Origin of the sequence: Oerskovia sp. Root918 (genome assembly GCF_001428945.1) — a bacterium.
In the GTDB taxonomy this organism is placed as follows: Bacteria; Actinomycetota; Actinomycetes; order Actinomycetales; family Cellulomonadaceae; genus Oerskovia; species Oerskovia enterophila.
Window position 1 is genome coordinate 340,857 of the sequence record NZ_LMJG01000001.1, and the last position, 24,539, is coordinate 365,395.

The 24,539-nt window shown below is 71.8% G+C and carries 25 protein-coding genes, 1 tRNA gene and 1 other RNA gene; 22 read left to right on the forward strand and 5 right to left on the reverse strand.

Annotation, left to right across the window (positions count from 1 at the left end):
* Positions 1-48: 48 nt before the first annotated feature.
* The gene (locus ASE27_RS01490; protein ID WP_056645037.1) at positions 49-777 is read right to left on the reverse strand and encodes a TetR/AcrR family transcriptional regulator; all 729 of its coding nucleotides are present in this window, start codon (positions 775-777) and stop codon (positions 49-51) included.
* Between the two features lie 189 nt (positions 778-966).
* Between ASE27_RS01490 and ASE27_RS01495 the strand changes: the two genes are divergently transcribed.
* Together ASE27_RS01495 and ASE27_RS01500 are read left to right on the forward strand one after the other, a co-directional pair.
* Positions 967-1,155: a PspC domain-containing protein gene (locus ASE27_RS01495; protein WP_056645039.1), complete on the forward strand. Its 189-nt coding sequence runs from the start codon at positions 967-969 to the stop codon at positions 1,153-1,155.
* A gap of 83 nt (positions 1,156-1,238) precedes the next feature.
* Positions 1,239-1,808: a hypothetical protein gene (locus ASE27_RS01500; protein ID WP_056645041.1), complete on the forward strand. Its 570-nt coding sequence runs from the start codon at positions 1,239-1,241 to the stop codon at positions 1,806-1,808.
* Between the two features lie 46 nt (positions 1,809-1,854).
* On the opposite strand, the gene ASE27_RS01505 is transcribed toward ASE27_RS01500, so the two are convergent.
* Positions 1,855-2,358 (reverse strand): DUF6584 family protein, encoded by a 504-nt coding sequence (locus ASE27_RS01505; RefSeq protein ID WP_056645043.1) that lies wholly within the window; start codon positions 2,356-2,358, stop codon positions 1,855-1,857.
* Positions 2,359-2,452: 94 nt separating this feature from the next.
* Positions 2,453-2,538 (reverse strand) — tRNA-Ser (locus ASE27_RS01510).
* Between the two features lie 184 nt (positions 2,539-2,722).
* Between ASE27_RS01510 and ffs the strand changes: the two genes are divergently transcribed.
* The 8 genes from ffs to ASE27_RS01545 all read left to right on the forward strand — a co-directional run bounded on the left by ffs (position 2,723) and on the right by ASE27_RS01545 (position 11,142).
* Positions 2,723-2,819, forward strand: an RNA gene (ffs, locus tag ASE27_RS19610) — signal recognition particle sRNA small type.
* A 574-nt stretch (positions 2,820-3,393) separates the two neighbouring features.
* A complete protein-coding gene (locus ASE27_RS01515) occupies positions 3,394-4,287 on the forward strand; it encodes a MetQ/NlpA family ABC transporter substrate-binding protein (protein WP_056645045.1) in 894 nt (297 codons plus the stop codon).
* A 249-nt stretch (positions 4,288-4,536) separates the two neighbouring features.
* Positions 4,537-5,820: a methionine ABC transporter ATP-binding protein gene (locus tag ASE27_RS01520; RefSeq protein WP_369818972.1), complete on the forward strand. Its 1,284-nt coding sequence runs from the start codon at positions 4,537-4,539 to the stop codon at positions 5,818-5,820.
* Positions 5,817-6,479 carry a methionine ABC transporter permease gene (locus tag ASE27_RS01525; RefSeq protein ID WP_056645046.1) on the forward strand — a complete coding sequence of 221 codons (663 nt, stop codon included), beginning with the start codon at positions 5,817-5,819 and terminating at the stop codon, positions 6,477-6,479. Before ASE27_RS01520 ends, ASE27_RS01525 begins: the two co-directional genes overlap by 4 nt.
* A 114-nt stretch (positions 6,480-6,593) precedes the next feature.
* Complete coding sequence (locus ASE27_RS01530; protein ID WP_056645048.1) at positions 6,594-9,494, forward strand: DNA polymerase III subunit gamma and tau; 2,901 nt, start codon at positions 6,594-6,596, stop codon at positions 9,492-9,494.
* A 2-nt stretch (positions 9,495-9,496) separates the two neighbouring features.
* Positions 9,497-9,898: a VOC family protein gene (locus ASE27_RS01535; RefSeq protein ID WP_231907873.1), complete on the forward strand. Its 402-nt coding sequence runs from the start codon at positions 9,497-9,499 to the stop codon at positions 9,896-9,898.
* A gap of 76 nt (positions 9,899-9,974) precedes the next feature.
* Positions 9,975-10,574, forward strand: a complete 600-nt coding sequence (recR, locus tag ASE27_RS01540; RefSeq protein ID WP_056645051.1) for a recombination mediator RecR — start codon at positions 9,975-9,977, stop codon at positions 10,572-10,574.
* A complete protein-coding gene (locus ASE27_RS01545; RefSeq protein WP_056645053.1) occupies positions 10,567-11,142 on the forward strand; it encodes a DUF5063 domain-containing protein in 576 nt (191 codons plus the stop codon). Before recR ends, ASE27_RS01545 begins: the two co-directional genes overlap by 8 nt.
* A gap of 33 nt (positions 11,143-11,175) precedes the next feature.
* Here ASE27_RS01545 and ASE27_RS01550 read toward each other — a convergent pair whose 3' ends face one another.
* Positions 11,176-12,372 carry a GNAT family N-acetyltransferase gene (locus ASE27_RS01550; protein WP_082608381.1) on the reverse strand — a complete coding sequence of 399 codons (1,197 nt, stop codon included), beginning with the start codon at positions 12,370-12,372 and terminating at the stop codon, positions 11,176-11,178.
* A 30-nt stretch (positions 12,373-12,402) separates the two neighbouring features.
* Here ASE27_RS01550 and ASE27_RS01555 point away from each other — a divergent pair, with 30 nt between their 5' ends.
* The 12 genes from ASE27_RS01555 to ASE27_RS01610 all read left to right on the forward strand — a co-directional run bounded on the left by ASE27_RS01555 (position 12,403) and on the right by ASE27_RS01610 (position 23,659).
* Positions 12,403-12,909: a MarR family winged helix-turn-helix transcriptional regulator gene (locus tag ASE27_RS01555; RefSeq protein WP_082608382.1), complete on the forward strand. Its 507-nt coding sequence runs from the start codon at positions 12,403-12,405 to the stop codon at positions 12,907-12,909.
* A 294-nt stretch (positions 12,910-13,203) separates the two neighbouring features.
* Positions 13,204-14,001, forward strand: coding sequence for a TSUP family transporter (locus ASE27_RS01560; RefSeq protein ID WP_056646518.1), 798 nt, complete (start codon positions 13,204-13,206; stop codon positions 13,999-14,001).
* A gap of 71 nt (positions 14,002-14,072) precedes the next feature.
* Positions 14,073-14,576, forward strand: a complete 504-nt coding sequence (locus ASE27_RS01565) for a hypothetical protein (protein WP_157257336.1) — start codon at positions 14,073-14,075, stop codon at positions 14,574-14,576.
* A 143-nt stretch (positions 14,577-14,719) separates the two neighbouring features.
* Positions 14,720-15,415, forward strand: a complete 696-nt coding sequence (locus ASE27_RS01570) for an HAD family hydrolase (RefSeq protein ID WP_056645057.1) — start codon at positions 14,720-14,722, stop codon at positions 15,413-15,415.
* A gap of 272 nt (positions 15,416-15,687) precedes the next feature.
* A complete protein-coding gene (locus tag ASE27_RS01575) occupies positions 15,688-17,007 on the forward strand; it encodes an aspartate kinase (protein WP_056645058.1) in 1,320 nt (439 codons plus the stop codon).
* Positions 17,008-17,021: 14 nt separating this feature from the next.
* Entirely contained in the window at positions 17,022-18,101 is a 1,080-nt protein-coding gene (locus ASE27_RS01580) for an aspartate-semialdehyde dehydrogenase (protein WP_056645060.1), read from the forward strand.
* Between the two features lie 255 nt (positions 18,102-18,356).
* The gene (locus ASE27_RS01585; protein ID WP_056645062.1) at positions 18,357-19,376 is read left to right on the forward strand and encodes a Dyp-type peroxidase; all 1,020 of its coding nucleotides are present in this window, start codon (positions 18,357-18,359) and stop codon (positions 19,374-19,376) included.
* Positions 19,377-19,545: 169 nt separating this feature from the next.
* Positions 19,546-19,935, forward strand: coding sequence for a GntR family transcriptional regulator (locus ASE27_RS01590; RefSeq protein ID WP_056646520.1), 390 nt, complete (start codon positions 19,546-19,548; stop codon positions 19,933-19,935).
* Positions 19,932-20,837 (forward strand): ATP-binding cassette domain-containing protein, encoded by a 906-nt coding sequence (locus ASE27_RS01595; protein WP_056645064.1) that lies wholly within the window; start codon positions 19,932-19,934, stop codon positions 20,835-20,837. The genes ASE27_RS01590 and ASE27_RS01595 overlap by 4 nt, the downstream gene beginning before the upstream one ends.
* Positions 20,834-21,628: a hypothetical protein gene (locus ASE27_RS01600; protein ID WP_056645066.1), complete on the forward strand. Its 795-nt coding sequence runs from the start codon at positions 20,834-20,836 to the stop codon at positions 21,626-21,628. Before ASE27_RS01595 ends, ASE27_RS01600 begins: the two co-directional genes overlap by 4 nt.
* A gap of 148 nt (positions 21,629-21,776) precedes the next feature.
* Positions 21,777-22,838, forward strand: coding sequence for an ABC transporter ATP-binding protein (locus ASE27_RS01605; protein WP_082608514.1), 1,062 nt, complete (start codon positions 21,777-21,779; stop codon positions 22,836-22,838).
* Positions 22,835-23,659 carry an ABC transporter permease gene (locus ASE27_RS01610; protein WP_056645069.1) on the forward strand — a complete coding sequence of 275 codons (825 nt, stop codon included), beginning with the start codon at positions 22,835-22,837 and terminating at the stop codon, positions 23,657-23,659. The genes ASE27_RS01605 and ASE27_RS01610 overlap by 4 nt, the downstream gene beginning before the upstream one ends.
* A gap of 73 nt (positions 23,660-23,732) precedes the next feature.
* Here ASE27_RS01610 and ASE27_RS01615 read toward each other — a convergent pair whose 3' ends face one another.
* Positions 23,733-24,230, reverse strand: a complete 498-nt coding sequence (locus ASE27_RS01615) for an NUDIX domain-containing protein (RefSeq protein ID WP_056645071.1) — start codon at positions 24,228-24,230, stop codon at positions 23,733-23,735.
* Positions 24,231-24,539: the final 309 nt, after the last annotated feature.

The window sequence follows — 24,539 nt, forward strand, 5'->3', positions numbered from 1 at the left end:
GCAGCTCGCCTCGGCGAGCGGGCGGCGGTCCGCACAGGTCGGAGGGGGTTACGGGGCCGGTGCCGAGGGGGCGGGCTCACCGGGCGGCGGCTCGGCGTACCGGAGGTACGCGTCGAGGAGCGTGCGGTCGGTCAGGAAGCCGTGGGTGAAGAGCTCGATCGACGGCAGCCCCACGCGGTCGACGTAGCCACGGACGATCGCGCCCGTGTCGGTGGGGTCCGTCGGCGGGTGGAGCGTGAGGTCGAGGAGGATCGTGCCGAGCGACTGCGTGACGAGGTACTGCGCACGCGCGGTCTCGTCGAGCGAGGGCCTGATGGTGCCGGCGGCGACGCCGTCGGCGATGTACGCGGCGGCGTCCTCGACCATGCTCTCGACGAACGAGCGGGCGAGGTCGCCGCCCTCCTGGAGGCTGCGCAGCACGTAGCCGAGGACCGGGCCGTACTCCTCGACCGACGAGAGCTGTGCGAGGACGTCCATGGGGCTGCCTCGGGCGCCCGTCTCGTCGCCCAGGACGTTGCGCTTGTTCTCCCGGATCAGGACGAGGACGTGCTCGTCGCACGCTCGCCGCAGGCCGTCCTTCGATCCGAAGTGATGGATGACGAGGCCCGCGCTGACCCCGGCGTCGGCGGCGAGCGTGCGCAGCGGGACGCGGAAGCCCTCGCTCGCGAAGCGGGCCAGGGCCGCGTCGCGGATGCGAGCGCGAGCCGTGAGGTCCGAGGGGTCGGCCGCGGGCTCTGCCGCGTCCTCGGCCCGGGTGCGGGACGATGCTGAACGCATGTTCAACACGCTAAACACCTGTTCAGCCCGGCGCAAGAGGGACAGGCGTCAAGGAGTCGTCAAGGTCGAGGAGGCCAGGGGGTCCGCCTCGGGGATGACGGCCACCCTTCTGAGGGACGGACCGGTATCAGGGACAGACCAGGGGAGTCCCCGATGTGCGCGCGACGAGGCCCGGCGTACCGTCGAAACATGAGCCACATCCTCGCCAGACCGCGCCGCGGCGCCGTGATCGCCGGCGTCTGCGCGGGCCTCGCCCGCCGCTTCGACATCAGCCCGACGCTGGTCCGCGTGCTCGCGGTCGCGTCCTGCATCCTGCCGGGACCGCAGATCCTCCTGTACATCGTGCTGTGGATCGTCCTTCCCCGGGACCCGGAGTGAACCGACCCTGACGGGACGAGGTCCGTCGTGACCTCGCTCTGAGGGTTTTGTCCAGTGCCGCAGCATCGTGGCACCATCCGAGGGTGCGCTCCCACCCGACTCGAACCGCCCTGCTGCCCCTTGCCCTCGGCTTCGTCGTCGCGGCGCTCGCGGGATGCGCCTCGTCCGCTTCGCCCGTCGCCACCGCGGACGAGACCCCGGCGGCTCCGGCCGCGGGTCCCGCTCCGACGTTCGACAGCGCCACGACCGAGGGGGCGTTGCTGCTGACCGCGGCATCGGAGATCGACGAGGCGATCCTGCCCGCGGGCTTCCGCTACGTCGAGACCGTCGACATCGACCTCTCGGGGTCCACGAGCTCGATCTACGTCCAGGGGCAGCCCGAGGAGCAGGGTCCCGGTCTGTACGTCTACGCGGTCCCCGAGGGGGTCGACGTCGAGTACCTCGGCGACGACTGGGCCCCCGAGCCGGTCCCCGAGCTCTCGGTCGACCTGGCCGTGACCGTGGTGTCCGACCCGGAGGGGGAGGAACGGTCGGTCGTGTCGATCGAGGCGCCTCCTGCCGGGACGGTGCGGCTCATCGGTGACGGTGTGGCCCGTGACGAGCTGATCGGGATGGCGGAGCGGCTGCTCGACAGCCTCGGCGACGAGGGCTGACGACTCGCCCGCACCCCGTGGGTCCGGGGCGAAGCTGCGACGACTCCTAGACGATCCAGCCGACGACCGTCACCGCGCCGATGATCACGAGAGCGACGAGGGCGACGCCCATGACCAGGCAGCCGACGGCGAAGAGGTCCCGCCACCAGGGGTCACCCGCCTCGCGACCGCGATCCGACCAGTCGAGCGTCCTGCCGGCCTGGGCCTCGGCGCGGCCACGGACGTCGAGGAGCCGCAGCCGTGCCACCTCGGTGGTGGCGGCCTCCTCGGAGGAGCGCCAGCGCAGCGCGCGCATGATCCGGACCGGGTCATTGCCACAGGCGCGCTCGAACGCGGCCACCTCGCCCTCGTCGCGATGCTCGCTCAGGTACGACCACCGTCCGGCCTCGACGAGGTCGCCGTCCAGGCGGCAGACGTCGGCGAGGCGTTCCCGCGCGTCGAGCCGGTGCGGCAGGCTCCGGACCAGGCTGCTCAGCCTCGTGCGCGCCATCGTGACGTCGCCGACGCGCAGGTCCTCCTCGACCCGTGCCAGGGTCCGCTCCACGGTCATGGGGTGACTCTAGGGCCTGGCTTCCCGCGCCCCGTCCACCGGAGTCCGTGCACGACGAAGGGCCCGCAGCGCACGCTGCGGGCCCTTCGTTCTGCGGAGGATGGGGGATTCGAACCCCCGAGGGCTTTTAACCCAACACGCTTTCCAAGCGTGCGCCATAGGCCACTAGGCGAATCCTCCGTGCTGCAGCGTCGACCCACGCGGGGCGTCAGGCAGCGTGTCGAGAATACCGGACGGACGCCCAGCGACCGAATCGGGCCGCTGGCCCCCGGGCTGGTGCCGTTCTGGGGCCTCAGGGCAGGCGGCGAGGAGGGATGTGCAGGGGCCGGTTTCTGACGACCGCCCGTCCTGGGCTAGGCTGGGTCCAGACCCCTCGTGCGGCACTATCTCACTGAACTCCCCCAGGGCCGGAAGGCAGCAAGGGCAGGTGGGCTCTGGTGGGTGCACGGGGGGTCCTTGCATGTCCGGACAGAGCCGCGGCCCGTTCCTGAGCTCGGCATCGAGCCGTGCCCGACGTCGGCGCTCGCCCCGGACGGCCAGGTGTGGCCTGTGCCACACCCCATGGGTGGAAAAGCCGCAGAACAGTACAAACGTTCGTCGACGGACCAGGATGCGGACGAGAATCCGTCCAGCATCTGGAATATCGACCGATGCAGTGGTTTTGGGACGCCGAGCGTGCGCATCATGGAGCCATGACCCGCCCCACGAGCACCGAGCTCACGACGCACCGCGCAGCCCCCTGCTGCCGAATGTCGTGTCGCTCCGTCCTGCGTGGCGCCGGTCGAATGTGCTGTCAGCTCTGACCTGACCCCAGCACCGCACCACCCGCCACGAGTGCAGCCCGGAGACGACCGGAGCCCGCGCCGGAGCGCCCTGCTCATCCCTTCCTGACCACCGACCACCGGTGACGTGTCCTCGCGACCCGTGACCCGCCGTCGGGCAGGAGGACGTTCCACCCGTCACCCCGTCACCACCACGACGCCCCCACGGACGCCCCGCGACAACCGCCGGCGCCCGTCACCGGAAGGACAGACCATGCTCCGCAAGAACCTCACCCTCGCTGCGATCGCGGCCACCGCAGCCCTCACGCTCGGAGCGTGCGCCACGACCCCCACCGACAGCGGTGCCTCGGCGAGCAGCGCCGACGACGTCGTCAAGATCGGCGTGGTCGGCGCAGCCGACGACAAGTGGGCCGTGTTCGAGAAGGTCGCCAAGGAAGAGGGCCTGAACATCGAGATCGTCGACTTCGGCGACTACCAGCAGGCCAACCCGGCGCTCGCGCAGGACCAGATCGACCTCAACCAGTTCCAGCACCTGCAGTTCCTCGCGGGCTACAACGTCGAGGCCGGTGACGACCTCCAGCCGATCGGCGCCACCGCGGTCTACCCGCTCGCGCTCTACTCGTCCAAGCACACGGCGCTCGAGGACATCCCCGCGGGCGGCGAGATCGCGGTCCCCAACGACGCGACCAACCTCGCGCGCGCGCTCCTGGTCCTCCAGGAGGCCAAGCTCATCGAGCTCAAGGACGGCGGCAGCTCGCTGTCGACCGAGGCCGACGTGCTCCCGTCCTCCAAGGTCAAGGTCACCCCGGTCGACGCCGCGCAGACCGCGATCTCGCTCCAGTCCGTCGACGGCGCGATCATCAACAACGACTTCCTCGAGGACGCCGGCCTCAAGCCCGAGGACGCCCTGTTCCAGGACGACCCCGACTCGTCGGCCTCCGAGCCCTACATCAACGTGTGGGTCGCCCGTGCCGCGGACAAGGACGACGAGACGCTCCTGAAGATCGCCGCCCTCTCGCAGAACGAAGAGGTCATCGCCGCAGAGAAGAAGGCCTCGGGCGGCACCGCGGTCATCAAGGACAACTCGCCCGCCGACCTCCAGGAGATCCTCGCGGGGATCGAGGAGAACTACCGCGCCCAGGGCTGAGCCCTCGGCGTGAGCCACCGGTGCCCGACGGCGTCACTCACCTGACGTCGTCGGGCACCGGCGTGCTCCCGCCCGCCCCGGGCGATGCACGCGCTGCTCTCGCCCGCGGGCCCCGGAGCCTGTTGGATGAGAGCTGTCCGCACGCGCCGGCCGCACGGCCACCAGGCCGCAGCCCCTCCGCACCCCGTCGGCCCACGGCTCTCACGAGGAGCCCCGGTCGCCCCCACCCCCCGCACGAGAGGTTCCTCCGTGAGCAGCACCTCGGACACGATGGTCCGTTTCCGCGACGTGACGAAGGTCTTCGGGACCGGTCCGTCCGCCGTGGCGGCCGTCGACGGCGTCACCCTGGACATCGAGGCGGGTGAGATCTTCGGCGTCATCGGCTACTCGGGCGCGGGCAAGAGCACGCTCGTCCGGCTCATCAACGCGCTCGAGCCCGTCACGTCGGGCAGCGTCGTCGTGGACGGGGACGAGGTGAGCGCGCTCTCCGAGCGCGAGCTGCGTCCCGTGCGCGCGAGCATCGGCATGATCTTCCAGCAGTTCAACCTCCTGTCCTCACGGACCGTCGCCGGGAACGTGGCCTACGCGCTCAAGGTCGCGGGCTGGGACAAGCCCCGGCGCGAGGCCCGCGTCGCCGAGCTCCTCGAGTTCGTGGGGCTCTCCGACAAGGCCAAGGCCTATCCGTCGCAGCTCTCGGGTGGGCAGAAGCAGCGCGTCGGGATCGCCCGCGCGCTCGCCACGTCGCCCAAGCTCCTGCTCGCGGACGAGGCGACGAGCGCCCTGGACCCCGAGACGACGCGTGACGTGCTCGCGCTGCTGCGCCGCGTCAACGCCGAGCTCGGCGTGACGATCGTGGTCATCACGCACGAGATGGACGTCGTGCGCTCGACGTGCCACCGGGTCGCGGTCATGGAGCACGGCAAGGTCGTCGAGGTCGGCGAGGTCTACGACGTGTTCTCCTCGCCGCAGGCCACCGCGACCAAGAGGTTCGTCGGGACGGCGCTGCGCGACCGCCCCGGCCCCGAGGCGCTCGAGCGCCTGCGTCGCCGGCACCCCGGGCGCCTCGTGACCGTCGGGGTCCACGAGGACGGGACCTCGGGCGCGAGCCTGACGCGGCTCCTGCGTGAGCACGGGCTCGACGGCTCCGTGGTGTTCGGCGGGATCTCCGAGATCGGGGAGCGGCCCTTCGGCTCGCTCACGCTCGAGCTCGCGGGGGACGACGCCACGATCGCGGCCTTCCTCACCGAGCTCGCGGCGACCACCGACGTCGTGGACCTCGGGACCGCCGCGGACCCGCGCGACGACCCGCGCGTCGTGGCCGGGGCGAGCGACGAGTCGGGTGAGGCCGACGACGTGACCGGGGCTCCGCCGTCGGGCCGTGCCGACGAACCCGACCCGCGCGACGCGTGGCAGAGCGAGAGGTGGCCCGGGACGGGCAGCCCCGGGATCTCAGGGGTCGGCCGCCCCGGCACCCAGGGCACCCAGCCCGGTGACTTCGGCAACGAGCCCGGCACGTTCGGAGGCGAGCGATGAACCGCGACTGGTCCACCCTGTGGCCGATCCTGCTGTCCTCCCTGGGCGAGACGCTCTACATGGTCTCGATCGCGCTCCTCGCGGGCGGGATCGGCGGCCTGGTCCTGGGGCTCGCGCTCTACTGCACGCGCAAGGGCAACCTGCTGGCGAACAGCGTGGTGTTCAACGTCCTCAACGTGCTCGTCAACATCGTCCGACCCATCCCGTTCATCATCTTCCTGACGATGATCTACCCCGTGACGCTCGCGGTCGTCGGGACGACCATCGGCACCGAGGCGTTCATCCTGCCGCTGTCCGTCATGACGGCGTTCGGGACCTCGCGCATCGTCGAGCAGAACCTCGTGAGCATCGACCCGGGCGTGGTCGAGGCCGCGCGCGCCATGGGCGCCTCACCGTGGCGGATCATCCGGACGGTCCTCATCCCCGAGGCTCTCGCGCCGCTCATCCTGGGCTACACGTTCATCTTCGTGGCCGTGATCGACATGTCGGCGATGGCCGGCTACATCGGCGGCGGCGGCCTGGGCGACTTCGCGATCCGGTACGGCTACCAGCGCTACAACTGGGCCGTGACGGCCGTGACGGTCGTCGTCATCATCGTGATCGTGCAGGTCGTGCAGTTCTTCGGCAACTGGCTCGCGCGCAAGGTGCTGCGGCGCTGAGGCACTGCCGTCGACGGGCCGACTCTCCGTCGACGGGCCGACGGCCGGGCCCCGGGCAGCACGCCTGGGGACCCGCTGTGCGGGCTGTCAGCCACGCCGTCTAGAGTTGCCGGGGTGAGCACCGCCCTGTACCGCCGCTACCGGCCAGAGACCTTCGCCGAGGTCATCGGGCAGGACCACGTCACCGGACCCCTGCGGCAGGCACTGCGCAGCGGACGCGTGAACCACGCCTACCTCTTCTCGGGCCCTCGTGGCTGCGGCAAGACGACCTCGGCGCGCATCCTCGCCCGCACCCTGAACTGTGCGCGCAACACCGAGGAGACGCCCATCGACACCCCCTGCGGGGAGTGCTCGTCGTGCATCGAGCTCGCGCGCGGAGGGTCGGGCAGCCTCGACGTCATCGAGATCGACGCGGCCTCGCACAACGGTGTCGACGACGCACGAGAGCTCCGCGAGCGCGCCACCTTCGCGCCCGCTCGGGACCGGTACAAGATCTTCATCCTCGACGAGGCCCACATGGTCACGCCGCAGGGCTTCAACGCGCTCCTCAAGCTGGTCGAGGAGCCGCCGCCCCACGTGAAGTTCATCTTCGCGACCACCGAGCCGGACAAGGTCATCGGGACCATCCGGTCGCGCACGCACCACTACCCTTTCCGGCTGGTCCCGCCGGACGTCCTGGGTCCGTACCTCGAGCAGCTCTGCGCCGCGGAGGGCGTGACGATCGGCACGGGCGTCGTGCCCCTCGTGGTCCGCTCGGGCGGCGGCTCGGTGCGTGACTCGCTGTCCGTCATGGACCAGCTCATCGCGGGCGCGGAGGCCGGGAACGTCGACTACGAGCGTGCCGTGGACCTCCTGGGCTTCACGCACGCCTCGCTGCTCGACGACGTGGTGGAGGCCCTCGCGGCCCGCGACGGCGCGAGCATCTTCCGGGTCGTCGAGCAGATCATCACCACGGGGCACGAGCCGCGCCGCTTCGTCGAGGACCTGCTCGAGCGCCTGCGCGACCTGATCGTCATCTCGGTCTCGGGCGGTGCTGCGGACGCGGTGCTGCGCGACGTCCCGTCGGACCAGCTCGAGCGCATGAAGGCCCAGGCGCAGCACCTCGGCGCGGCCGAGCTCTCGCGTGCGGCGGACCTGGTCAATGCGGCGCTCACCGAGATGAGCGGCGCCACGTCCCCGCGCCTGCACCTCGAGCTCCTGTGCGCGCGCCTCCTGCTCCCCGGGGTGGACGACGGCGCAGCAGGGCTCGCAGCACGCATCGACCGGTTGGAGCGGGGCGGGCTGGGAACCGCCGGCCTGGCCCCGGTCGCGTCCGCGCCGCGGTCCGGCGGCCCCGAGGGACTCGTCGCCGCAGCGCCGCGAGGCCCGCGGGTCGAGGAGGACACCCCGGTCGCCCCCGTCAACGGGTTGAGCGGTGCCGCGGCCGCGCGGGCCGCGCTCCAGGCGCGCAAGAGCGGGGAGGTGGCCGCGGCGGCTGGGGCGCCTGCTGCTGCGCCGGTCGCTCCTGCCGCGCCTGCTGTGGTGGCGCCGGCCGTTGTCCCTGCTGCTGCGCCGGTCGCTCCTGCGGTCGCGGTGCCGGCCGAGGCCGCCCCCCAGGTCGAGGAACCCGTCGGCGCGAGCGAGGCGGTCGCCCCGGCGACCGACGACCGACCGGTCGTGGTGCCCGTCGGCGACGCCCACGCGGAGCCGGCGGAGTCGGTGCGAGTCGCTGCGCAGGGTCCTGCGGACGACGTGTCCCCGGTCGCCGAGGACGCTTCCGGCGTCGTCGAGCCCGCAGATGATGCGGGGCCCGCCGCTCCGCTCGATGCCGTCGAGGACGGGACGGAGCAGGGCGTGCCCCGCGCAGCCCCTGCTCCCGCACCGGTCGCCGAGCCCGTCTCGCCCGCCGTGGACGCCCCCGCCCAGCCCGAGGTCACGGCACCTTCGGCCGGTGCCGGTGCCGGTGCCGGTGCCGGTGCCGGACCGGCCTCGAACGACGGCGACGCGCTCAGCACCGACGCGTTGCGCCGTCGCTGGCCCGAGGTCCTCCAGACCCTCAGCTCGAGCCGCGTCACGTGGTCCCTCGTGAGCGCCAACGCGCAGGTCGGCGAGCTCACCTCGGACACGCTGTACCTCGCGTTCCAGACGCCCGCCCTCGCGCGGACCTTCTCCACCTCCCGGCACACGGGCGCGGTCCAGGAGGCCGTCTACCAGACGCTCGGGTTCCAGGTCCGGGTCGAGGCCCGCCTCGACGAGGGCGGAGGTTCGGTGCGCAGCGGTTCGGCGCCTGCCGCGCCCCCGGCTCCACGCCACGACGACCCGTCCGACGCAGGGCCGTCGGCCCCGGCCGACGTGTCCGGGCACGAGGCCCCCGGCGGACAGGGTGCGTCGGGGTCCGGCGGCTACGGGCCCTCGGGGTCGTCGGCCCCGGCTCCGGCCTCTGATCGCGTCGGCATCGTCGCAGCGCCGACAGCCACGAGTGCCCCTGCTGCTCCGCAGCACACGGGCGAGGCAGCCCCGCAGCACGAGCAGCGGAGCAGCGTCGCGGTCCAGGAACGCCCAGCTCCGGCCACCGTGCCCGCCGCCCCCGTCGCGCCCCCGGCTCCGCGCCACGACGAGCCGCCGGTCGTCAACGCGGCCGACGAGGCCTGGCTCGCGGGAGCCTCCATGACCGAGCCGCCGGCAGACTTCGACGAGGGCCCGGAACCGCCGCCCGCGGACGTGAGGCGAGCTGCGCCGTCGGGCAACCGGCAGACGCTGCGCGCGCCCGCCGCGCCCGCCGCGCCCAGCGCCCCGACCCCCGCACCCGCGGGACCGCCGCCCGGCGTGCGGGAGTCCCGCCGCCAGACGCTCGAACGCCAGGCCGCCGAGCAGAAGGCGCGGCAGTCCTCCGCCCGCGTCGCGATCTCGATCGAGGACGACTCGCCCTCGGACGACGACCCGGACCTGGCGTCGTCGGGCCTGGTCGGTGCCCCGCTCGTGGCGCAGCTCCTGGGCGGCGTCGTGATCGACGAGACCATCGACACCGGGCTCTGACCGTGAGTCCGCGCGGCGAGCTCCACCACGTCGAGCTCTGGGTCAAGGACCTCGACACCGCGGAGAGCTCGTGGGCGTGGCTGCTCGACGAGCTCGGGTACACGCGGTTCCAGACGTGGGCCACGGGGCAGAGCTGGCTGCGCGGGGCGACGTACATCGTCCTCGAGGCGAGCCCCGCGGTCCGTGGCAAGGATCACGACCGCATGCGCCCCGGGGTCAACCACCTGGCGTTCACGGGTGGTCGGCGCAGCGAGGTCGACGACCTCGTGGCCCGTGCCGCCGAGCACGGGTGGAGCCTCATGTTCGCCGACGCCCACCCGTACGCGGGCGGGCCCGACCACTACGCGGCCTACCTCGAGAACGAGGACGGCTTCGAGGTGGAGATCGTCGCGGACGAGGACTGATCGGACTTCGCAGGCGAGACCAGGGCACTCTCCCTGCGCGGACCCGACCGTGGGCGGCGACCCGTAGGCTGGGGACGTGTATGAAGGCGCGGTCCAGGACCTGATCGACGAGCTCGGCCGACTCCCCGGGGTCGGTCCCAAGAGTGCCCAACGCATCGCGTTCCACCTCCTCGCGGCAGACGCCGCGGACGTGCGCCGGCTCGCCGACGCGCTGACCGAGGTCAAGCTGCGCGTGCGCTTCTGCGAGGTCTGCGGCAACGTCGCGGAGGGCGAACGGTGCCGCATCTGCCTCGACCCCCGACGCTCGGCCGCGGTCATCTGCGTCGTGGAGGAGCCCAAGGACGTGGTCGCGATCGAGCGCACGCGCGAGTTCCGGGGCAAGTACCACGTGCTCGGCGGGGCCATCAACCCCATGGACAACGTGGGCCCTGACGACCTGCGCATCCGCGAGCTGCTCACACGCCTGGCCGACGGCGAGGTGCAGGAGGTCATCCTCGCGACCGACCCCAACGTCGAGGGCGAGGCCACGGCCACCTACCTGACACGCATGCTGTCCCCGATGGGGCTGCGGGTCACCCGCCTCGCGTCCGGCCTGCCCGTGGGTGGAGACTTGGAGTACGCGGACGAGGTCACGCTGGGGCGGGCCTTCGAGGGACGGAGAGTCGTCAGTGGTTGAGATCAGCGAGGCCCTGGGGTCCGACCTCCGGTCGGTCGCCGCCTCCGTGTCCGCGCAGGCCCGCACGTTCCTCACCACCACGGCAGAGGTCGCCTCGGGTGCCGCTCCCGAGGCCGCGATCCCCCTCCTGCTGCTCGCCACGTCGGACATGCTGGCCGCCGGTGCGCGGCTCGGCGCCATGATGGACGTCGTCCCGGACCAGCGGTTCGAGCCCGACGCGGGACCCGAGACCGACCTCGACCCGTTGCGCGAGGCCCTCGCGCAGCTCCTCGACGGGCTCGACGAGTACCCGGAGATCGTCGACCCCGTGCTGGGTGCCGTCGTCAGCCAGGCGTACGTGTCCGGAGACATCGCGTGCATCGCCGAGGCGCTCGCCAAGGGGCTCCAGCACTACGACTCGGGCCAGGAGCTCGAGGCGCTGTGGTGGTGGCAGTTCTCCTACCTGTCCCTGTGGGGAGAGCGTGCCGCGAGCGCGCTGCGCGTCCTGCAGATGGTGCTCGCGCACCTGCGCCTCGACGTCGAGGACGACGTCGCGGCCGAGGCGGAGTACGACGCGCTGCAGTCCTGACCTGCGAACCGCTGCCACCGCGGCCATGACCTGTCAGCCGACGTCGACAGGTGCCCCGACGGCGCGGACCGGACGCTTGCGATCGTCCCGTGGTTCGTCGACGCGGTCGCTACGTCGCCTGTCGGCTTCTTCGTCGCGCATCCCGGCGACGTTCTCGTTGTCCAGGTTCTTGACCAGCCGGACGGCACCGTCGACCTCCTCGACGGGTCGGTAGCCGGCCCGTCGATAGAGGGCGAGGTTGCGCAGGCTCCTGCTCCCCGTGGACAGGCCGATCGACGTGGATTCCTCGGGTGCGGCACGTTCGGCATGCTCCAGCAGCCACGTGCCCAGGCCGCGTCCGGCGAGATCGGGGGCCACCATCAGCCGGCCGATCTCCCAGATCGCTCCGTCGCGGCGAGCACGCACCGCTGCGACCAGGCGCCCGTGGCGGTGCACCACCCAGACCTGCCAGTCGGCGACCCACGCGATGACGTCGTCGAGAGACTCGGTGAGTGCCGCATGTCGGAGCGAGGCGTTGGCGATCGCCTCCTGCACCCAGCAGGCGCGCTGGAGCACCAAGAGCTCGCCCGCGTCCACGGCGGTCGCCCGGGTGAGCGTCACGTCAGGGACGGGCACGGGCGCCGGGAGTGGCGGGGCGTCGGAACCGTTGCTGGTCCTGGTCGTTCGTGCGAACAGAGGGTGGACGGTGCTCGACACCCGTGCGAGGTCGTCGAGGAGGGCGCCGGCGCTCGCGACGAGCGCAGGGGAGTCGATCACGGTTCCTTCGGGGAGAGCGTCGGAGATCCGCAGCGAGATGGCGGCGCCCACCGGGATCATCTTCAGGGCGCTCGTGACCTGCTTGGCCATCTGCAGGGAACGCGTGCCCGCCGAGGTGTTGCCGTAGCTGATGAATGCGACGGGCTTGTAGGCCCACTCGGCGGAGAGGTAGTCGACTGCGTTCTTGAACGTCGCCGGCATGCCGTGGTTGTACTCCGGGAGGATCACGACCACCGCGTCCGCGGCAGCGACCCGATGGCTCCACTGCTGGGTGTGTCGATGGCGGTAGGAGCCCGATGCCGGCTCGCCGGGCTCGTCGAGGAGGGGCAGCCGGATCAGGGCCAGGTCGGCGTCGTCGACGGTGAGGTCTGGACGCGAGGAGGCGACATCGAGGAACCAGTCGGTGATCGCCCGCCCCCTGCGTCCGGGCCGGGTGCTGGTGGTGAGGACCATGATGCGCGGCTTCGTTGACATGTCAACGACCTTAGAGGCTAGAATGATGACATGTCAACGAATTTCACCGGACGGCCTGCCGGCTCTCGGCACGATGCGCCGACGACGGCCGTTCCGTGGCTCACCCCCGAGGAGGAGAGAGCCTGGCGGGCCTTCCGTCGTCTGCTCACGGTGCTGCCCGCCCGTACGGCCCGCGACCTGGCAGCCGACTCCGGGCTGTCTGCCCCCGACTACGAGGTGCTCAGCACGCTCTCGGAGCGGGATGGCCGACGCCGCGCCCTGAAGGACCTGGCAGCCAAGATGGAGTGGTCCCGCAGCCGCCTGTCGCACCACATCGACCGGATGGAGGTGCGTGACCTCGTCGAGCGGCACCCGGACCCGTCGGACGCGCGCGGCTGCGTCATCGGACTGACTGATCACGGCTTCGAGATCCTCGAGCAGGCCGCTCCGCACCACGTCCGCTCGGTACGCCGTCGTCTCGTCGACCACCTGACGTCCGACGAGCTGCGTGTTCTGGAGCGGATCTCGTCCCGCATCGCCGACCTCCCGGACGCCTGAGGAGCGGGCCGGTCGCCGTCGGTGAGGGGTGGGAGAGAAGAAGCGGCGCGACGGTCGTGAGACTACGCGGGCCACCGACGAGTCACAGGCATGCGCCCTGGGGAGCTCCCGTGCTCGTCACTTCGCTGAGCACCACGGGGCATCGAGGACCGTGGTGGCGAACCCGGACAAGGTTCTGTCCAGTACCTGGGTGCCGCCTCCGCCGTCGTGCAAGACTTCCGTGTGACCTGGGACCTCGCCGCGACGCCTCCTCTCGTGGCGCACGCGCCTCTCGCCGCGGGCGAGGGGATCGTGCTGCCGGGCTCGGGCGGGCTCGAGCTCGACCTCCTGACGATCGCCCTCCTGGTCCTCGCGGGCCTGACCGCGGGCTGGATCGACGCGGTCGTGGGCGGGGGAGGGCTCGTCCAACTCCCTGCGCTGCTGCTCGTGCCGGGCATCAGCCCGGTCCAGGCCCTCGCGACGAACAAGCTCGCGAGCATCATGGGCACCTCCGTGAGCGCGACGACGTACTACCGGCGGGTGGGTCCCGACCTGCGGACCGCCGGTCCCATGGCGATCGCGGCTCTGTTCGGGGCGATCGGCGGCGCGGCGCTCGCGTCGAAGATCCCCGCCGAGCTGTTCAAGCCGATCATCCTCGTGGTCCTGATCGCGGTGGCGGTCTACACGATCGCCAAGCCCAGGCTCGGGCACACGACGAACCTGCGCTGGGAGGGCAACGGGCACCGGTGGGCCGCGGCCGGGATCGGGCTCGTGATCGGGTTCTACGACGGGCTGCTCGGGCCCGGGACGGGGACGTTCTTCGTCATCTCGCTCGTCAGCATCCTGGGGTACGCGTTCCTGCCGGCCTCCGCGCTCGCGAAGATCGCCAACTTCGCGACCAACGCGGGCGCGCTCATCTTCTTCGTCCCGTACGGCGCGGTGCTGTGGGGGCTGGGGCTCGCGATCGGGGCCGCGAACCTGCTGGGCGCGTACATCGGGGCGCGCATGGCCGTGGCCAAGGGCAGCGGGTTCGTGCGGGTCGTGTTCGTGGTCGTGGTGGGGGCGCTCATCTGCAAGCTCGGGTACGACGTCGTCACGAGCCTCGGGGAGTGAGGTTGAGCGGGGCGGGGGCCGGGTCGGACGGCACGGGGCCGGCCGGGGCCCGGCGGGCAGGGCCGCGACGCATGGTCCGGTCGGAGACGGGTGGCTGCTCGCCTGATCTCGAGCTGCCTGCCACGCGCGACGACCCGCCTCGTGCGCGGGCGGGGGAGCGGGCGCGCGACCCGGTGCGCATCGACCCCTCCGGCGTGACCGGCCCGTTCGGCCGGCCTCGGCCCCGGCCGCGGAGGCCAGGCCTGGCGCTGGGGCGGCTGGTCGCCGGGGTGGTCGTCGCGGTCGTGGGATACATCCTGGCGGTGTTCCCCGCCCTGATCACCTACGACGTGGGGATGGACGGGTACGGCTACTACTGCGAGACGGGGATTTTCGTCGAAGCGGACCTGGCCTGCTTCGGCGATCCGACGCCTGCCGCCGAGGCCTTCGCACTCTTCGTGGCGATGGTCACGGTGCCTGCCGCGCTCGGGGTCCTCGTCGCCTGGCCGCGGCGGCGTGGCCTCCTCCTGTTGCTGCTGGCGTGCGCGGCGCTCGGCCTGTACGCCTATCTCGTGCTGGCCAATCCGCGCACCTGACCGGGCCGTCGGCCTGACCACCTGCTTGCCTGCCTGCCCAGCGCGGTTGTTCGCCGAGCACGAGGTCGCGGTCGTTCTCAGAGTCATACCGACCGCAACCTCGTGCTCGGCACCAGGCGCTGGCGTCGCCTAGGATCGCGGCCGTGACCGTTCCCGTGCAGGCCGTCGTCCTCGATCTCGACGGGACGCTGCTCGACCACGAAGGGGCCGCGCGCGCGGCGCTCGCTGCGTGGCTCCCCGAACTCGGGGTGCAGGTCACCGACGCGCTGGCCTCGGCGTGGTTCACGGCCGAGGAGAAGCACTTCCTGGCGTGGCGCTCGAAGGAGGTCGACTTCGCTGAGCAGCGGCGCAGGCGTCTGCGCGACGTCCTGCCGCTCGCGGGCCTCGATGTGGGATCTGACGACGACCTCGACCAGGTCTTCGCCAGCTATGTCGCGCACTACGAGGCGTCGTGGACCGCGTTCCACGACGTCGAGCCGATGCTCGCCGCGCTGCAGGCCCGGCCGGTCCAGCTGGCCGTCCTGACCAACGGGACCGAGGATCAGCAGCACGCCAAGCTCCGCGCCGTGGGGCTGAACGGGCGGATCGGGCCGGTGTTCACGGCCGAGAGGCTCGCGGTGGCCAAGCCCGCACCGGCGAGCTACCGGAAGGTCTGCGCCGCGCTGGGAGTGGTGCCGGAGAAGGTGCTGCACGTCGGGGACCGGCACGACCTCGACGTCGTCGCCGCCCGAGCGGCCGGGCTGCAGGCCGTCCACCTGGACCGGGGCGGACGAGGGCCGTTCGACGAGCCCGCGCGGATCACGTCGCTCGACGAGCTGCCGGGACGCCTCGGGCACTGACCCTTCACGCGGTGGCGACTGCCGAGCACGAGGTTGCGGTCGTTCTCAGGGTCAGATCGACCACAACCTCGTGCTCGGCACACAGCGCCGGTAGCAGCATCGGCCCGGACCGTCCGCATCCCCGCAGGTCAGCGACCGGCACCGGCCCGGACCGTTCGCATCCTGAGCCCCCTCCCGCCGTCCACGGGCGCCGGGCTATCATCGACCGACTCGTAAAACACCCGGCGGGCCGTTGAGAGAGACGGAGGCCGGCGACGTAACGGAGCAGGCTAGTGGCACTTGTCGTGCAGAAATATGGTGGCTCGTCGGTAGCTGATGCAGAGAGCATCAAGCGGGTGGCGAAGCGCATCGCAGAGACCAAGCGGGCCGGACATGACGTGGTCGTCGTGGTCTCGGCCATGGGTGACACGACGGACGAGCTCATCGATCTCGCCCAGCAGGTCACCCCCCTTCCCCCCCAGCGCGAGATGGACATCCTGCTCACGGCAGGCGAGCGCATCTCGATGTCGTTGCTGGCGATGGCGATCAACAACCTCGGCGTCAAGGCCAAGTCGTTCACGGGCCAGCAGGCCGGCGTGATCACGGACGCCGTGCACGGCAAGGCGCACATCGTCGACGTCGTGCCGCACCGCATCCGCGAGACGGTCGAGAAGGGCTCGGTCGCGATCGTCGCCGGGTTCCAGGGCGTCACGCAGAGCACCAACGACGTGACGACCCTCGGTCGCGGCGGCTCGGACACCACGGCGGTCGCGCTCGCGGCCGGCCTGGGCGCCGACGTGTGCGAGATCTACACCGACGTCGACGGCGTGTTCACCGCGGACCCGCGCATCGTGCCGACGGCCCGCAAGATCGACCGCATCTCCTACGAGGAGATGCTCGACATGGCGGCGAGCGGGGCCAAGGTCCTGGTGCTGCGCTGCGTCGAGTACGCGCGCCGCTACGACGTGCCCATCCACGTCCGTTCGTCGTTCTCGACGAAGCCGGGGACCATCGTGTCGAACGACGCGCGCCCCGTGCCCAACGTCCCCCAGCAGGCTCCCGGCCACCCGGCCGACAACGAGGCAGAGGTCATCATGGAAGATCCGATCATCTCCGGCGTCGCGCACGACCGCAGCGAGGCCAAGATCACCGTCGTGGGCGTCCCGGACGTCCCGGGCACGGCCGCCCGCATCTTCGAGGTCGTGGCCGGTGCCGGCGCGAACATCGACATGATCGTCCAGAACGTCTCGGTCGCGGCCACGGGCCTGACCGACATCTCGTTCACCCTGCCCATGGACGACGGCGCGCTCGCGACCACGGCCCTGGACGCCGTGCGCGAGGAGATCGGGTTCGCGTCGCTCCAGTACGACGACCAGATCGGCAAGGTCTCGCTCATCGGCGCGGGCATGAAGTCGAGCCCGGGCGTCTCGGCGCGACTGTTCGGTGCGCTGCGTGACGCGGGCATCAACATCGAGATGATCACGACGTCCGAGATCCGTATCTCGGTCGTCACGCGGGCCGACAGCCTCGACGACGCGGTGCGGGCCATCCACACCGCGTTCGAGCTGGACGGCGAGAGCGAAGCAGTCGTCTACGCCGGCACCGGCCGTTGAGCGAGGAGACCACCATGAGCAACCAGAACTCTGCAGGCCTCGTCGTCGGCGTCGTCGGGGCGACCGGTCAGGTGGGCGCCGTCATGCGCCGCCTGCTCGAGGAGCGCGACTTCCCCGTCGCGCAGATCCGCTACTTCGCCTCGGCGCGCTCCGCGGGCAGCACGCTGCCCTGGAAGGGTGAGGACGTCGTCGTCGAGGACGCGGCCACGGCCGACGTCTCGGGCCTCGACATCGCCCTGTTCTCCGCGGGCGGCGCGACGTCCAAGGCGCAGGCCGAGCGCTATGCCGCAGCGGGCGTCGTCGTGATCGACAACTCCTCGGCGTGGCGCATGGACCCGGACGTCCCGCTCGTCGTGGCCGAGGTCAACCCGGAAGCGATCCACGAGGCGCGCAAGGGCATCATCGCGAACCCGAACTGCACCACGATGGCCGCGATGCCGGTCCTCAAGCCGCTCGCGGACGAGGCAGGCCTCGAGCGCCTGATCGTGGCGACGTACCAGGCGGTCTCTGGCGCGGGGCTGGCAGGTGCGGCCGAGCTGCGCGACCAGGCGGTCGCCGGGGCCGAGCAGGACCTCACGGGCCTGGTGCACTCGGGCAGCGCTGTCTCGTTCCCCGCGCCGGACAAGTTCCCGCGCAACATCGCGTTCAACGTGGTGCCGCTCGCCGGGTCGATCGTCGACGACGGCGAGGAGGAGACCGACGAGGAGAAGAAGCTCCGCAACGAGTCGCGCAAGATCCTGGGTCTTCCCGACCTCCTGGTCGCGGGCACGTGCGTGCGCGTCCCGGTCTTCACGGGCCACTCGCTCGCGATCCACGCCGAGTTCGGCCAGGCCATCACTCCGGACCGTGCGCGCGAGCTGCTCGCGGCGGCCCCGGGCGTCGAGCTCTCGGACGTCCCGAACCCGCTCGAGGCCGCTGGCGCGGACCCGTCGTTCGTGGGCCGCATCCGCACCGACCAGAGCGTGCCGGGAGGACGTGGCCTGGTGCTGTTCGTCTCGAACGACAACCTTCGCAAGGGCGCCGCGCTCAACGCGGTGCAGGTCGCGGAGCTGGTCGCGGCAGACCTCACGAGCAAGGCCGCTGCCTCGGCCTGACTCGTGCTGCCGGGACGGGCGGGAGGCCGAGGTCTCCCGTCGGTCCCGCTGGCCCGGCGACGGGCCAGGCACCGCGGTGCCCGACGGCGCCCCTCACCTTCCGGTGGGCGGGCGCCGTCGGGCTGTGCGCACCCAGGTGCGGCCGCCCCGCCCGGCGCGCACGGGATCCGTTGCGCGCGACGAACCGCCGCCCGCCGGACAGACTCGGGGAAGACCCGCGCCTCCCGTGCGGCGGGCGCGACGCGGAGGTGCCCCGTGACCAACCCCCAGCTCCCGGCCCCCGTCCCTGCGCCGGACCCCGAGCCGCAGCCCGTGCTGTACCAGCTCACGACGTCCGCAGAGTTCCTCGTCGTGCGCTCCACGGGGACTCCCGAGGCGGACGCGACGCTGCTCGGCGTGGCCTCGGACGTCAACGGGCTGGTGCGCTCGGTGGGCTTCCGGCAGGGCCGGGCCGAGCTGTCGTGCGTGGTGGGCCTGGGCTCGGACTTCTGGGACCGCGTCCGGCCCACGGGGGCGGCGCGCCCCGCGCACCTGCACCCGTTCACGGCCCTGGCCGGTGCCCGGCACACGGCCCCGTCGACCCCGGGGGACGTGCTCTTCCACCTCCGCGCGGACCGGGCCGACCTCACGTTCGAGCTCGCCCGCCAGATCATGCGCGCGCTGGGCGACGCCGTGGTCGTCGAGGACTCGACCACGGGCTTCCGGTACTTCGACTCGCGCGACCTCCTGGGCTTCGTCGACGGGACCGAGAACCCGACGGGCCGGGCCGCGCCCGAGGCCGCGCTGGTCGTGGACGAGCCGGACTTCGTGGGTGGGAGCTACGTCGTCGTGCAGAAGTACGTGCACGACCTCGACACCTGGAACGGGCTGAGCACCGAGGAGCAGGAGAAGGCGATCGGGCGCACCAAGCTCGACGACATCGAGCTCGACGACGACGTCAAGCCCAGCAGCTCGCACGTCGCGCTCAACGTGATCGAGGACGAGGACGGCGAGGAGCTTGCGATCCTGCGCGACAACATGCCGTTCGGCGATGCGGGGTCGGGCGTGTTCGGGACGTACTACATCGCGTACGCGAAGGACCCCGCGGTGACCGAGCTCATGCTGCACCGCATGTTCATCGGCGAGCCCGAGGGCAACACCGACCGGATCCTCGAGGTGTCGACCGCGCTGACGGGATCGTTGTTCTTCGTGCCGTCGCTCGACCTGCTCGAGAGCCTCGCGGACGAGGAGGTCCAGCAGCAGCCGGAGAGCGGTGGGGTGGCCGTCGAGTCGTGAGCGCACGACCGAGCGACGCCGAGAAGTGAGCGGTGGCCCCTGATTCCACCGGATCGGGGGCCACCGCTCACTTCTCGGCAGCGTTGCCCCTTGCGCACACCCAGGGTTCTATGGTTCATTACTCATGTAACGAACCATAGAACGTGCGATCGGCGAGAGGATGGGCACCATGTTCGACGGACCTGAACCCATCTACCTGCAGATCGCCCAGCAGATCCGCGCCCAGATCCTGAGCGGAGACCTCGCCGAGGAGGAGCAGGTCATGTCGACCACCCAGTACGCGACGACCTTCCGCATCAACCCCGCGACCGCCGCCAAGGCGTTCGCAGGGCTGGTCGACGAGGGAGTGCTCTACAAGCGGCGCGGCGTCGGCATGTTCGTCGCCTCGGGAGCCCGCGAGAAGCTGCTCGCCGAGCATCGCGACCGCTACTTCGCCGAGGTCCTGCGCCCCGCTCTGGTCCAGGCCGACCTGCTGGGCATCACGCCCGCCGAGATCGTGGACCACGTCCTCGGCCGCGGTCCCCAGGACCGCCCCACCCCGACGGGAGAGACCCCATGACCGCCCCCACCCGCCCCGACCCGTTCGGCGTCGAGCTCCGGGACGTGACGCTGAGCTTCGGCAAGGGCGAGAAGCACCCGGCGCTCGACGGACTGAGCCTCCAGATCCGTCCCGGCACCATCACGGGACTTCTCGGCCGCAACGGCGCGGGCAAGACGACGGCCCTCTCGCTGATCGCCGCCATGCGCCGCCCCGACGCCGGGACCGTGCTGGTCGACGGCGAGGACCCGTTCGAGAACGCCTGGGCCATGGCCGGCACGCAGCTCGTCCGCGAGAGCGGCGACACGATCTCGGCGACCAAGGTCGCCGACAGCCTGGGGTACTACGCCGAGATGCGCGAGCACTGGGACGCGGACCTCGCGGCCCGTCTGGTCGACCTGTTCGAGGTCGACCTGCGCAAGAACCCCGAGGACCTCTCGCGCGGCAAGCGGTCGGCGCTCGGGGCGGTCATCGGGCTCGCGTCCCGCGCACCGCTGACGATCTTCGACGAGGTGTACCTCGGCATGGACGCGCCCAGCCGGTACGCGTTCTACGACGCGCTCGTCGAGGACTACACCGAGCACCCGCGCACGATCGTCCTGTCGAGCCACCTGATCGACGAGGTCGAGCGGATCTTCGAGGACGTCGTGATCGTCGACCGGGGGCGCGTGCTCCTCGCGGAGAGCGTCGAGTCCGTCCGCAGCAGGGGAGTGAGCCTCACGGGCTCGGCGGCCGTGGTCGAGTCGTTCGTCGACGGCCGGCGCGTCCTGGCCCGGCAACGCCTGGGTGGCACGGCCCAGGTCACGCTGTTCGGCACGCTCGACGACGCCGAGCGCACCGCGGCGACCGAGGCGGGCCTCGAGCTCGGCGCGGTGCCGTTGCAGGACCTGTTCGTGCACCTGACGCGAGAGGAGCGGTCATGACCGAGAACCTGGGCCCGGCAGCCCTCACCGACCGGGCCGTGCAGCGTGCCGAGGTGCGCCGCACGGCCGAGAAGCGGTCGCTGCGCACCGCGACCTGGAACATGACCGCGGGATCCTGGACGGTCGGCGTCTGGTACTGGGCGATCGTCGTGGTCGTCGCCGCGGTCATCGGCTACCTCGGGGGCCAGACGAACACCTTCGAGGGCGAGCCGATCGAAGGCGTCGTCAACGGGTCGGTCAAGTTCTTCCTGTTCGTCCTGGGGATCATCTTCCCGATCGGGAGCATCGCCGTGCACGTCGCGGCAGGCGGCACGCGACGGTCGCTGATCCGCGCGGCGTGGCTCACGGCGGGCGTCGTCGGGGTCACGTTCGGTCTCGCGGCAGCACTTCTCGGCTACGCCGAGTGGGCGGTCTTCCGTTCGCTCGGGTGGCTCCCGACCCTCGAGAGCAGCCAGCTCGACGTCGACGCCAGGGTCCTCGGGACAGTGTTCCTGTCGCAGGTCTTCTTCTGCGCCGTCTACTGGCTCGTGGGCGCGGCGATCGGCATGGGGTACTACCGGCTCCGCTTCCTGCGCGGGACGTTCGCGCTCCCTCTGCTCCTGGTTCCCGTGGCGCTCGTCGAGCTCGCGTTCCAGAGCGGCTACTTCGGCAAGCCGTTCGCCCAGGCGGTCGGCCTCGACGACCTCGAGGTCCTGATCGCGGCGGTCGGTGGGCTGGTCGCCCTGGCCGCAGCGGCGTTCGCGTTCCGACTGATCACGCGGTCGGTGGCCATCGCTCCCGTCACGACCTGACGGCCCTGGCGTCCCCGACGCCTTTCGCGCGGCGTGCCTCCGAACCGGGGACCGGCGCACCCACCACAGCGTTCATCCCGTCCGACGGACGGCGTCCGGTCCACCGGTGCGCCGCCCGGCGGGCGAGCACACCCTCAGGGAGGGCACCATGACCACCGCACATCCTGTCCCGTCCGTCCCGCCCGCGTCGTCGACCACCCGGTCGCGCTCGGCGCGCACGCTGCCCGACGGCGCCGCACCGGCCATCGAGGTCGTCGCCCTCCGCAAGGCGTACGGGAGCAACGTCGCCGTGCGCGACGTGAGCCTCGCCGTCGGGCCGGGGGAGATCTTCGGCATCCTCGGCCCCAACGGGGCCGGCAAGACCACGACCGTCGAGTGCCTCGCCGGGCTCCGGCAGGCCGACTCCGGGACCGTCCGGATCCTCGGCAGGGACCCGCAGAAGGACCCGGCCTCGGTGCGCGAGCTCCTGGGCGTCCAGCTCCAGGAGGCCGAGCTCAACGACCGCATGACCGTCGCCGAGGCGCTGCGGCTGTACGCGTCGTTCTACGAGTCGCCCGCCGACACGAGCGAGCTCCTGGACCTGCTCGACCTCACGCCGCACCGCGACCAGCAGTTCGCCAAGTTGTCGGGCGGCCAGAAGCAGCGGCTGTCGATCGCGCTCGCACTCGTGGGGAACCCGCAGGTCGCGATCCTCGACGAGCTGACCACGGGCCTGGACCCGCAGGCCCGTCGCGCCACGTGGGAGCTCGTCGAGCGGGTGCGCGACCGCGGCGTGACGATCCTGCTCGTGACCCACTTCATGGACGAGGCCGAGCGCCTGTGCGACCGGCTCGTCATCATCGACCAGGGAGTCGTGGTCGCGGCCGGTTCGCCGGCCGAGCTCATCGAGTCGGTCGATGCCACGCGCGTGCTGCGCCTGCGGGTCGAGCCCCACGAGGAGGCCGACGTGCTCGAGATCCTCGCCGGGCTCGCGGACGTCCAGGCAGTGACGCGCGAGGGCCACGAGATCGAGGTGACCGGGACGCGGCGGGTGCTGCCCGCCGTCGTGCTGGCCCTCGCCGAGGTGGACGTGGTGCCCGACGTCCGGACCGTGACGCGCTCGCTCGAGGACGTGTTCGTGCACGTCACGGGCAGGACCTACGACCACACGGGGGCGACGGGCCCCACCCTGACCGACGACCGGTCCGACACCGAGGGAGCAGCGCGATGACCACGCAGACGGCAACACGCACGCAGGTGGCAGGACCCCGCCGCCGCAAGGTCGCTGGCACGGGCTGGCACGGCCTGCGGACACTGACACTGACCGAGGCCCGGCTGCTGCTCCGCGACCCGGGGACGGTCTTCTTCGCGCTCCTCTTCCCGACCGTGCTCCTCGTGGGCGTGGGCTTCGCGATCCCCGGCATGCGGGAGGTCATCACCGACGCCCCACCGCCCTGGGGAGGGCTGACCGCCGTGGCGGTCTACGTGCCCGTGGCGCTCGCGACCGCGGTCGCGACGGTCGCGCTCACGACCATGCCCGTGTACTTCGCGACGTTCCGTGAGAAGGGCGTGCTGCGCAGGCTCTCGACCACGCCCATGAGGCCGCAGGGGCTCATCGGCGCCCACCTGTTCATCAACCTGGTGACGGTCTGCGTCGCGGCGCTGCTCGCGGTGCTCGTCGGGAGCCTGGTGTTCGACCTCGCGGCGCCCGCGAACCCGGCCGTCGTCGCGGGGAGCTTCCTGCTGGGGATCCTGTCGATGTTCTCGCTCGGGATGCTCATCGCGTCGCGCGCCGGGAAGGCGAGCACCGCGTCGGCGATCGGGATGACGCTCTACTTCCCGATGCTCTTCCTCGCGGGCATGTGGACGCCCGGGCCGATCATGCCCGAGGTGCTCCGCACGATCGGTGGGTACACGCCGCTCGGCGCCGCGACGCAGGCCATGACGACGGGCTGGTTCGAGGACGGCGTGCCCCTCTCGCAGCTCGTGGTCATGGCCGTGTGGACCGTGGTGCTGCTGCCGCTCGCGGTGAAGCTGTTCCGCTGGTCGTGACGCGACCGCGACCCCCGCGCACACCGCGGGGCGCCCGGTGCGCGGGTCCTGCCGGGCGGCCCCGCACACCGGGCTACCGGACGAAGAACGGTCCCGCGGTCGGGTCCGCGAGGTAGCCCAGGGTGTGGCCGAGCCGCTCGCTCGTCGAGGCGGCGAGGTCGGCCGGGAGGTCGTCGGGGGCGAACCACGCGACCGCGAGGGACTCGTCGTCGGCCACGTGGGCCGCTGCCGCCGCGGCGGGGGAGACCGGGCGGCACAGGAAGCACAGGTCGAGGTACTGCGAGCGGTCACCGTTGGGGTACTCGACGGCCGGGGTCACCGTGACCCCGGTCAGGGCGTCGACCCCGACGGTCACGCCGGTCTCCTCGAGGACCTCGCGCGCGAGACCGACCGCGGGGTCCTCGCCCGGCTCGAGGATCCCGCTCACGATCGCCCACTGCCCGGTGTCGGCGCGCTGCCCGAGCAGGAGACGTCCGTCGTCGTCGATCACGACGCCCGAGACCCCCGGCATCCACAGGAGGTCGGTCCCGACGTGGGAGCGGAGCGCGGCGACGAACTCGGGGATCGGCATGGACCGAGCGTAGACGGCGCGTACCGACGGCGCGCTGACCGCGTGCCGGCCGCCTGCGGGGCCGACGCGGCCCCGAGCACTCCCGACCGGAGTCTGAGACGGCCCTGCCGGTCCCCGAAACGGCTGTGCTACGGTCGTCGGGTGAACACGGTTCGTTGGTATTGGCGCTTTACGCTGGCTCCTGGAGGGGCCGAGCGGGCGTTCGCCTGACCAACCTTCCCCGGAGCCAGCACAGGGCCTTGGACGCAGACCGCGTCCGGGCCCTTCGTCATTCAGACGGGCCGACTCCGGACACAGAGCAGGCCGCAC

Excerpts from the sequence above, each read along its gene's own strand:
- ASE27_RS01515 (WP_056645045.1), top strand. The coding sequence starts at position 3,394 with ATGCTCCGCAAGAACCTCACCCTCGCTGCGATCGCGGCCACCGCAGCC.
- ASE27_RS01525 (WP_056645046.1), top strand. The coding sequence starts at position 5,817 with ATGAACCGCGACTGGTCCACCCTGTGGCCGATCCTGCTGTCCTCCCTG.
- ASE27_RS01595 (WP_056645064.1), top strand. The coding sequence starts at position 19,932 with ATGACCGCCCCCACCCGCCCCGACCCGTTCGGCGTCGAGCTCCGGGAC.
- ASE27_RS01590 (WP_056646520.1), top strand. The coding sequence starts at position 19,546 with ATGTTCGACGGACCTGAACCCATCTACCTGCAGATCGCCCAGCAGATC.
- ASE27_RS01565 (WP_157257336.1), top strand. The coding sequence starts at position 14,073 with ATGGTCCGGTCGGAGACGGGTGGCTGCTCGCCTGATCTCGAGCTGCCT.
- ASE27_RS01495 (WP_056645039.1), top strand. The coding sequence starts at position 967 with ATGAGCCACATCCTCGCCAGACCGCGCCGCGGCGCCGTGATCGCCGGC.
- ASE27_RS01610 (WP_056645069.1), top strand. The coding sequence starts at position 22,835 with ATGACCACGCAGACGGCAACACGCACGCAGGTGGCAGGACCCCGCCGC.
- ASE27_RS01580 (WP_056645060.1), top strand. The coding sequence starts at position 17,022 with ATGAGCAACCAGAACTCTGCAGGCCTCGTCGTCGGCGTCGTCGGGGCG.
- ASE27_RS01550 (WP_082608381.1), bottom strand. The coding sequence starts at position 12,372 with ATGTCAACGAAGCCGCGCATCATGGTCCTCACCACCAGCACCCGGCCC.
- ASE27_RS01615 (WP_056645071.1), bottom strand. The coding sequence starts at position 24,230 with ATGCCGATCCCCGAGTTCGTCGCCGCGCTCCGCTCCCACGTCGGGACC.
- ASE27_RS01555 (WP_082608382.1), top strand. The coding sequence starts at position 12,403 with ATGTCAACGAATTTCACCGGACGGCCTGCCGGCTCTCGGCACGATGCG.
- ASE27_RS01605 (WP_082608514.1), top strand. The coding sequence starts at position 21,777 with ATGACCACCGCACATCCTGTCCCGTCCGTCCCGCCCGCGTCGTCGACC.
- ASE27_RS01490 (WP_056645037.1), bottom strand. The coding sequence starts at position 777 with ATGCGTTCAGCATCGTCCCGCACCCGGGCCGAGGACGCGGCAGAGCCC.
- ASE27_RS01505 (WP_056645043.1), bottom strand. The coding sequence starts at position 2,358 with ATGACCGTGGAGCGGACCCTGGCACGGGTCGAGGAGGACCTGCGCGTC.
- ASE27_RS01600 (WP_056645066.1), top strand. The coding sequence starts at position 20,834 with ATGACCGAGAACCTGGGCCCGGCAGCCCTCACCGACCGGGCCGTGCAG.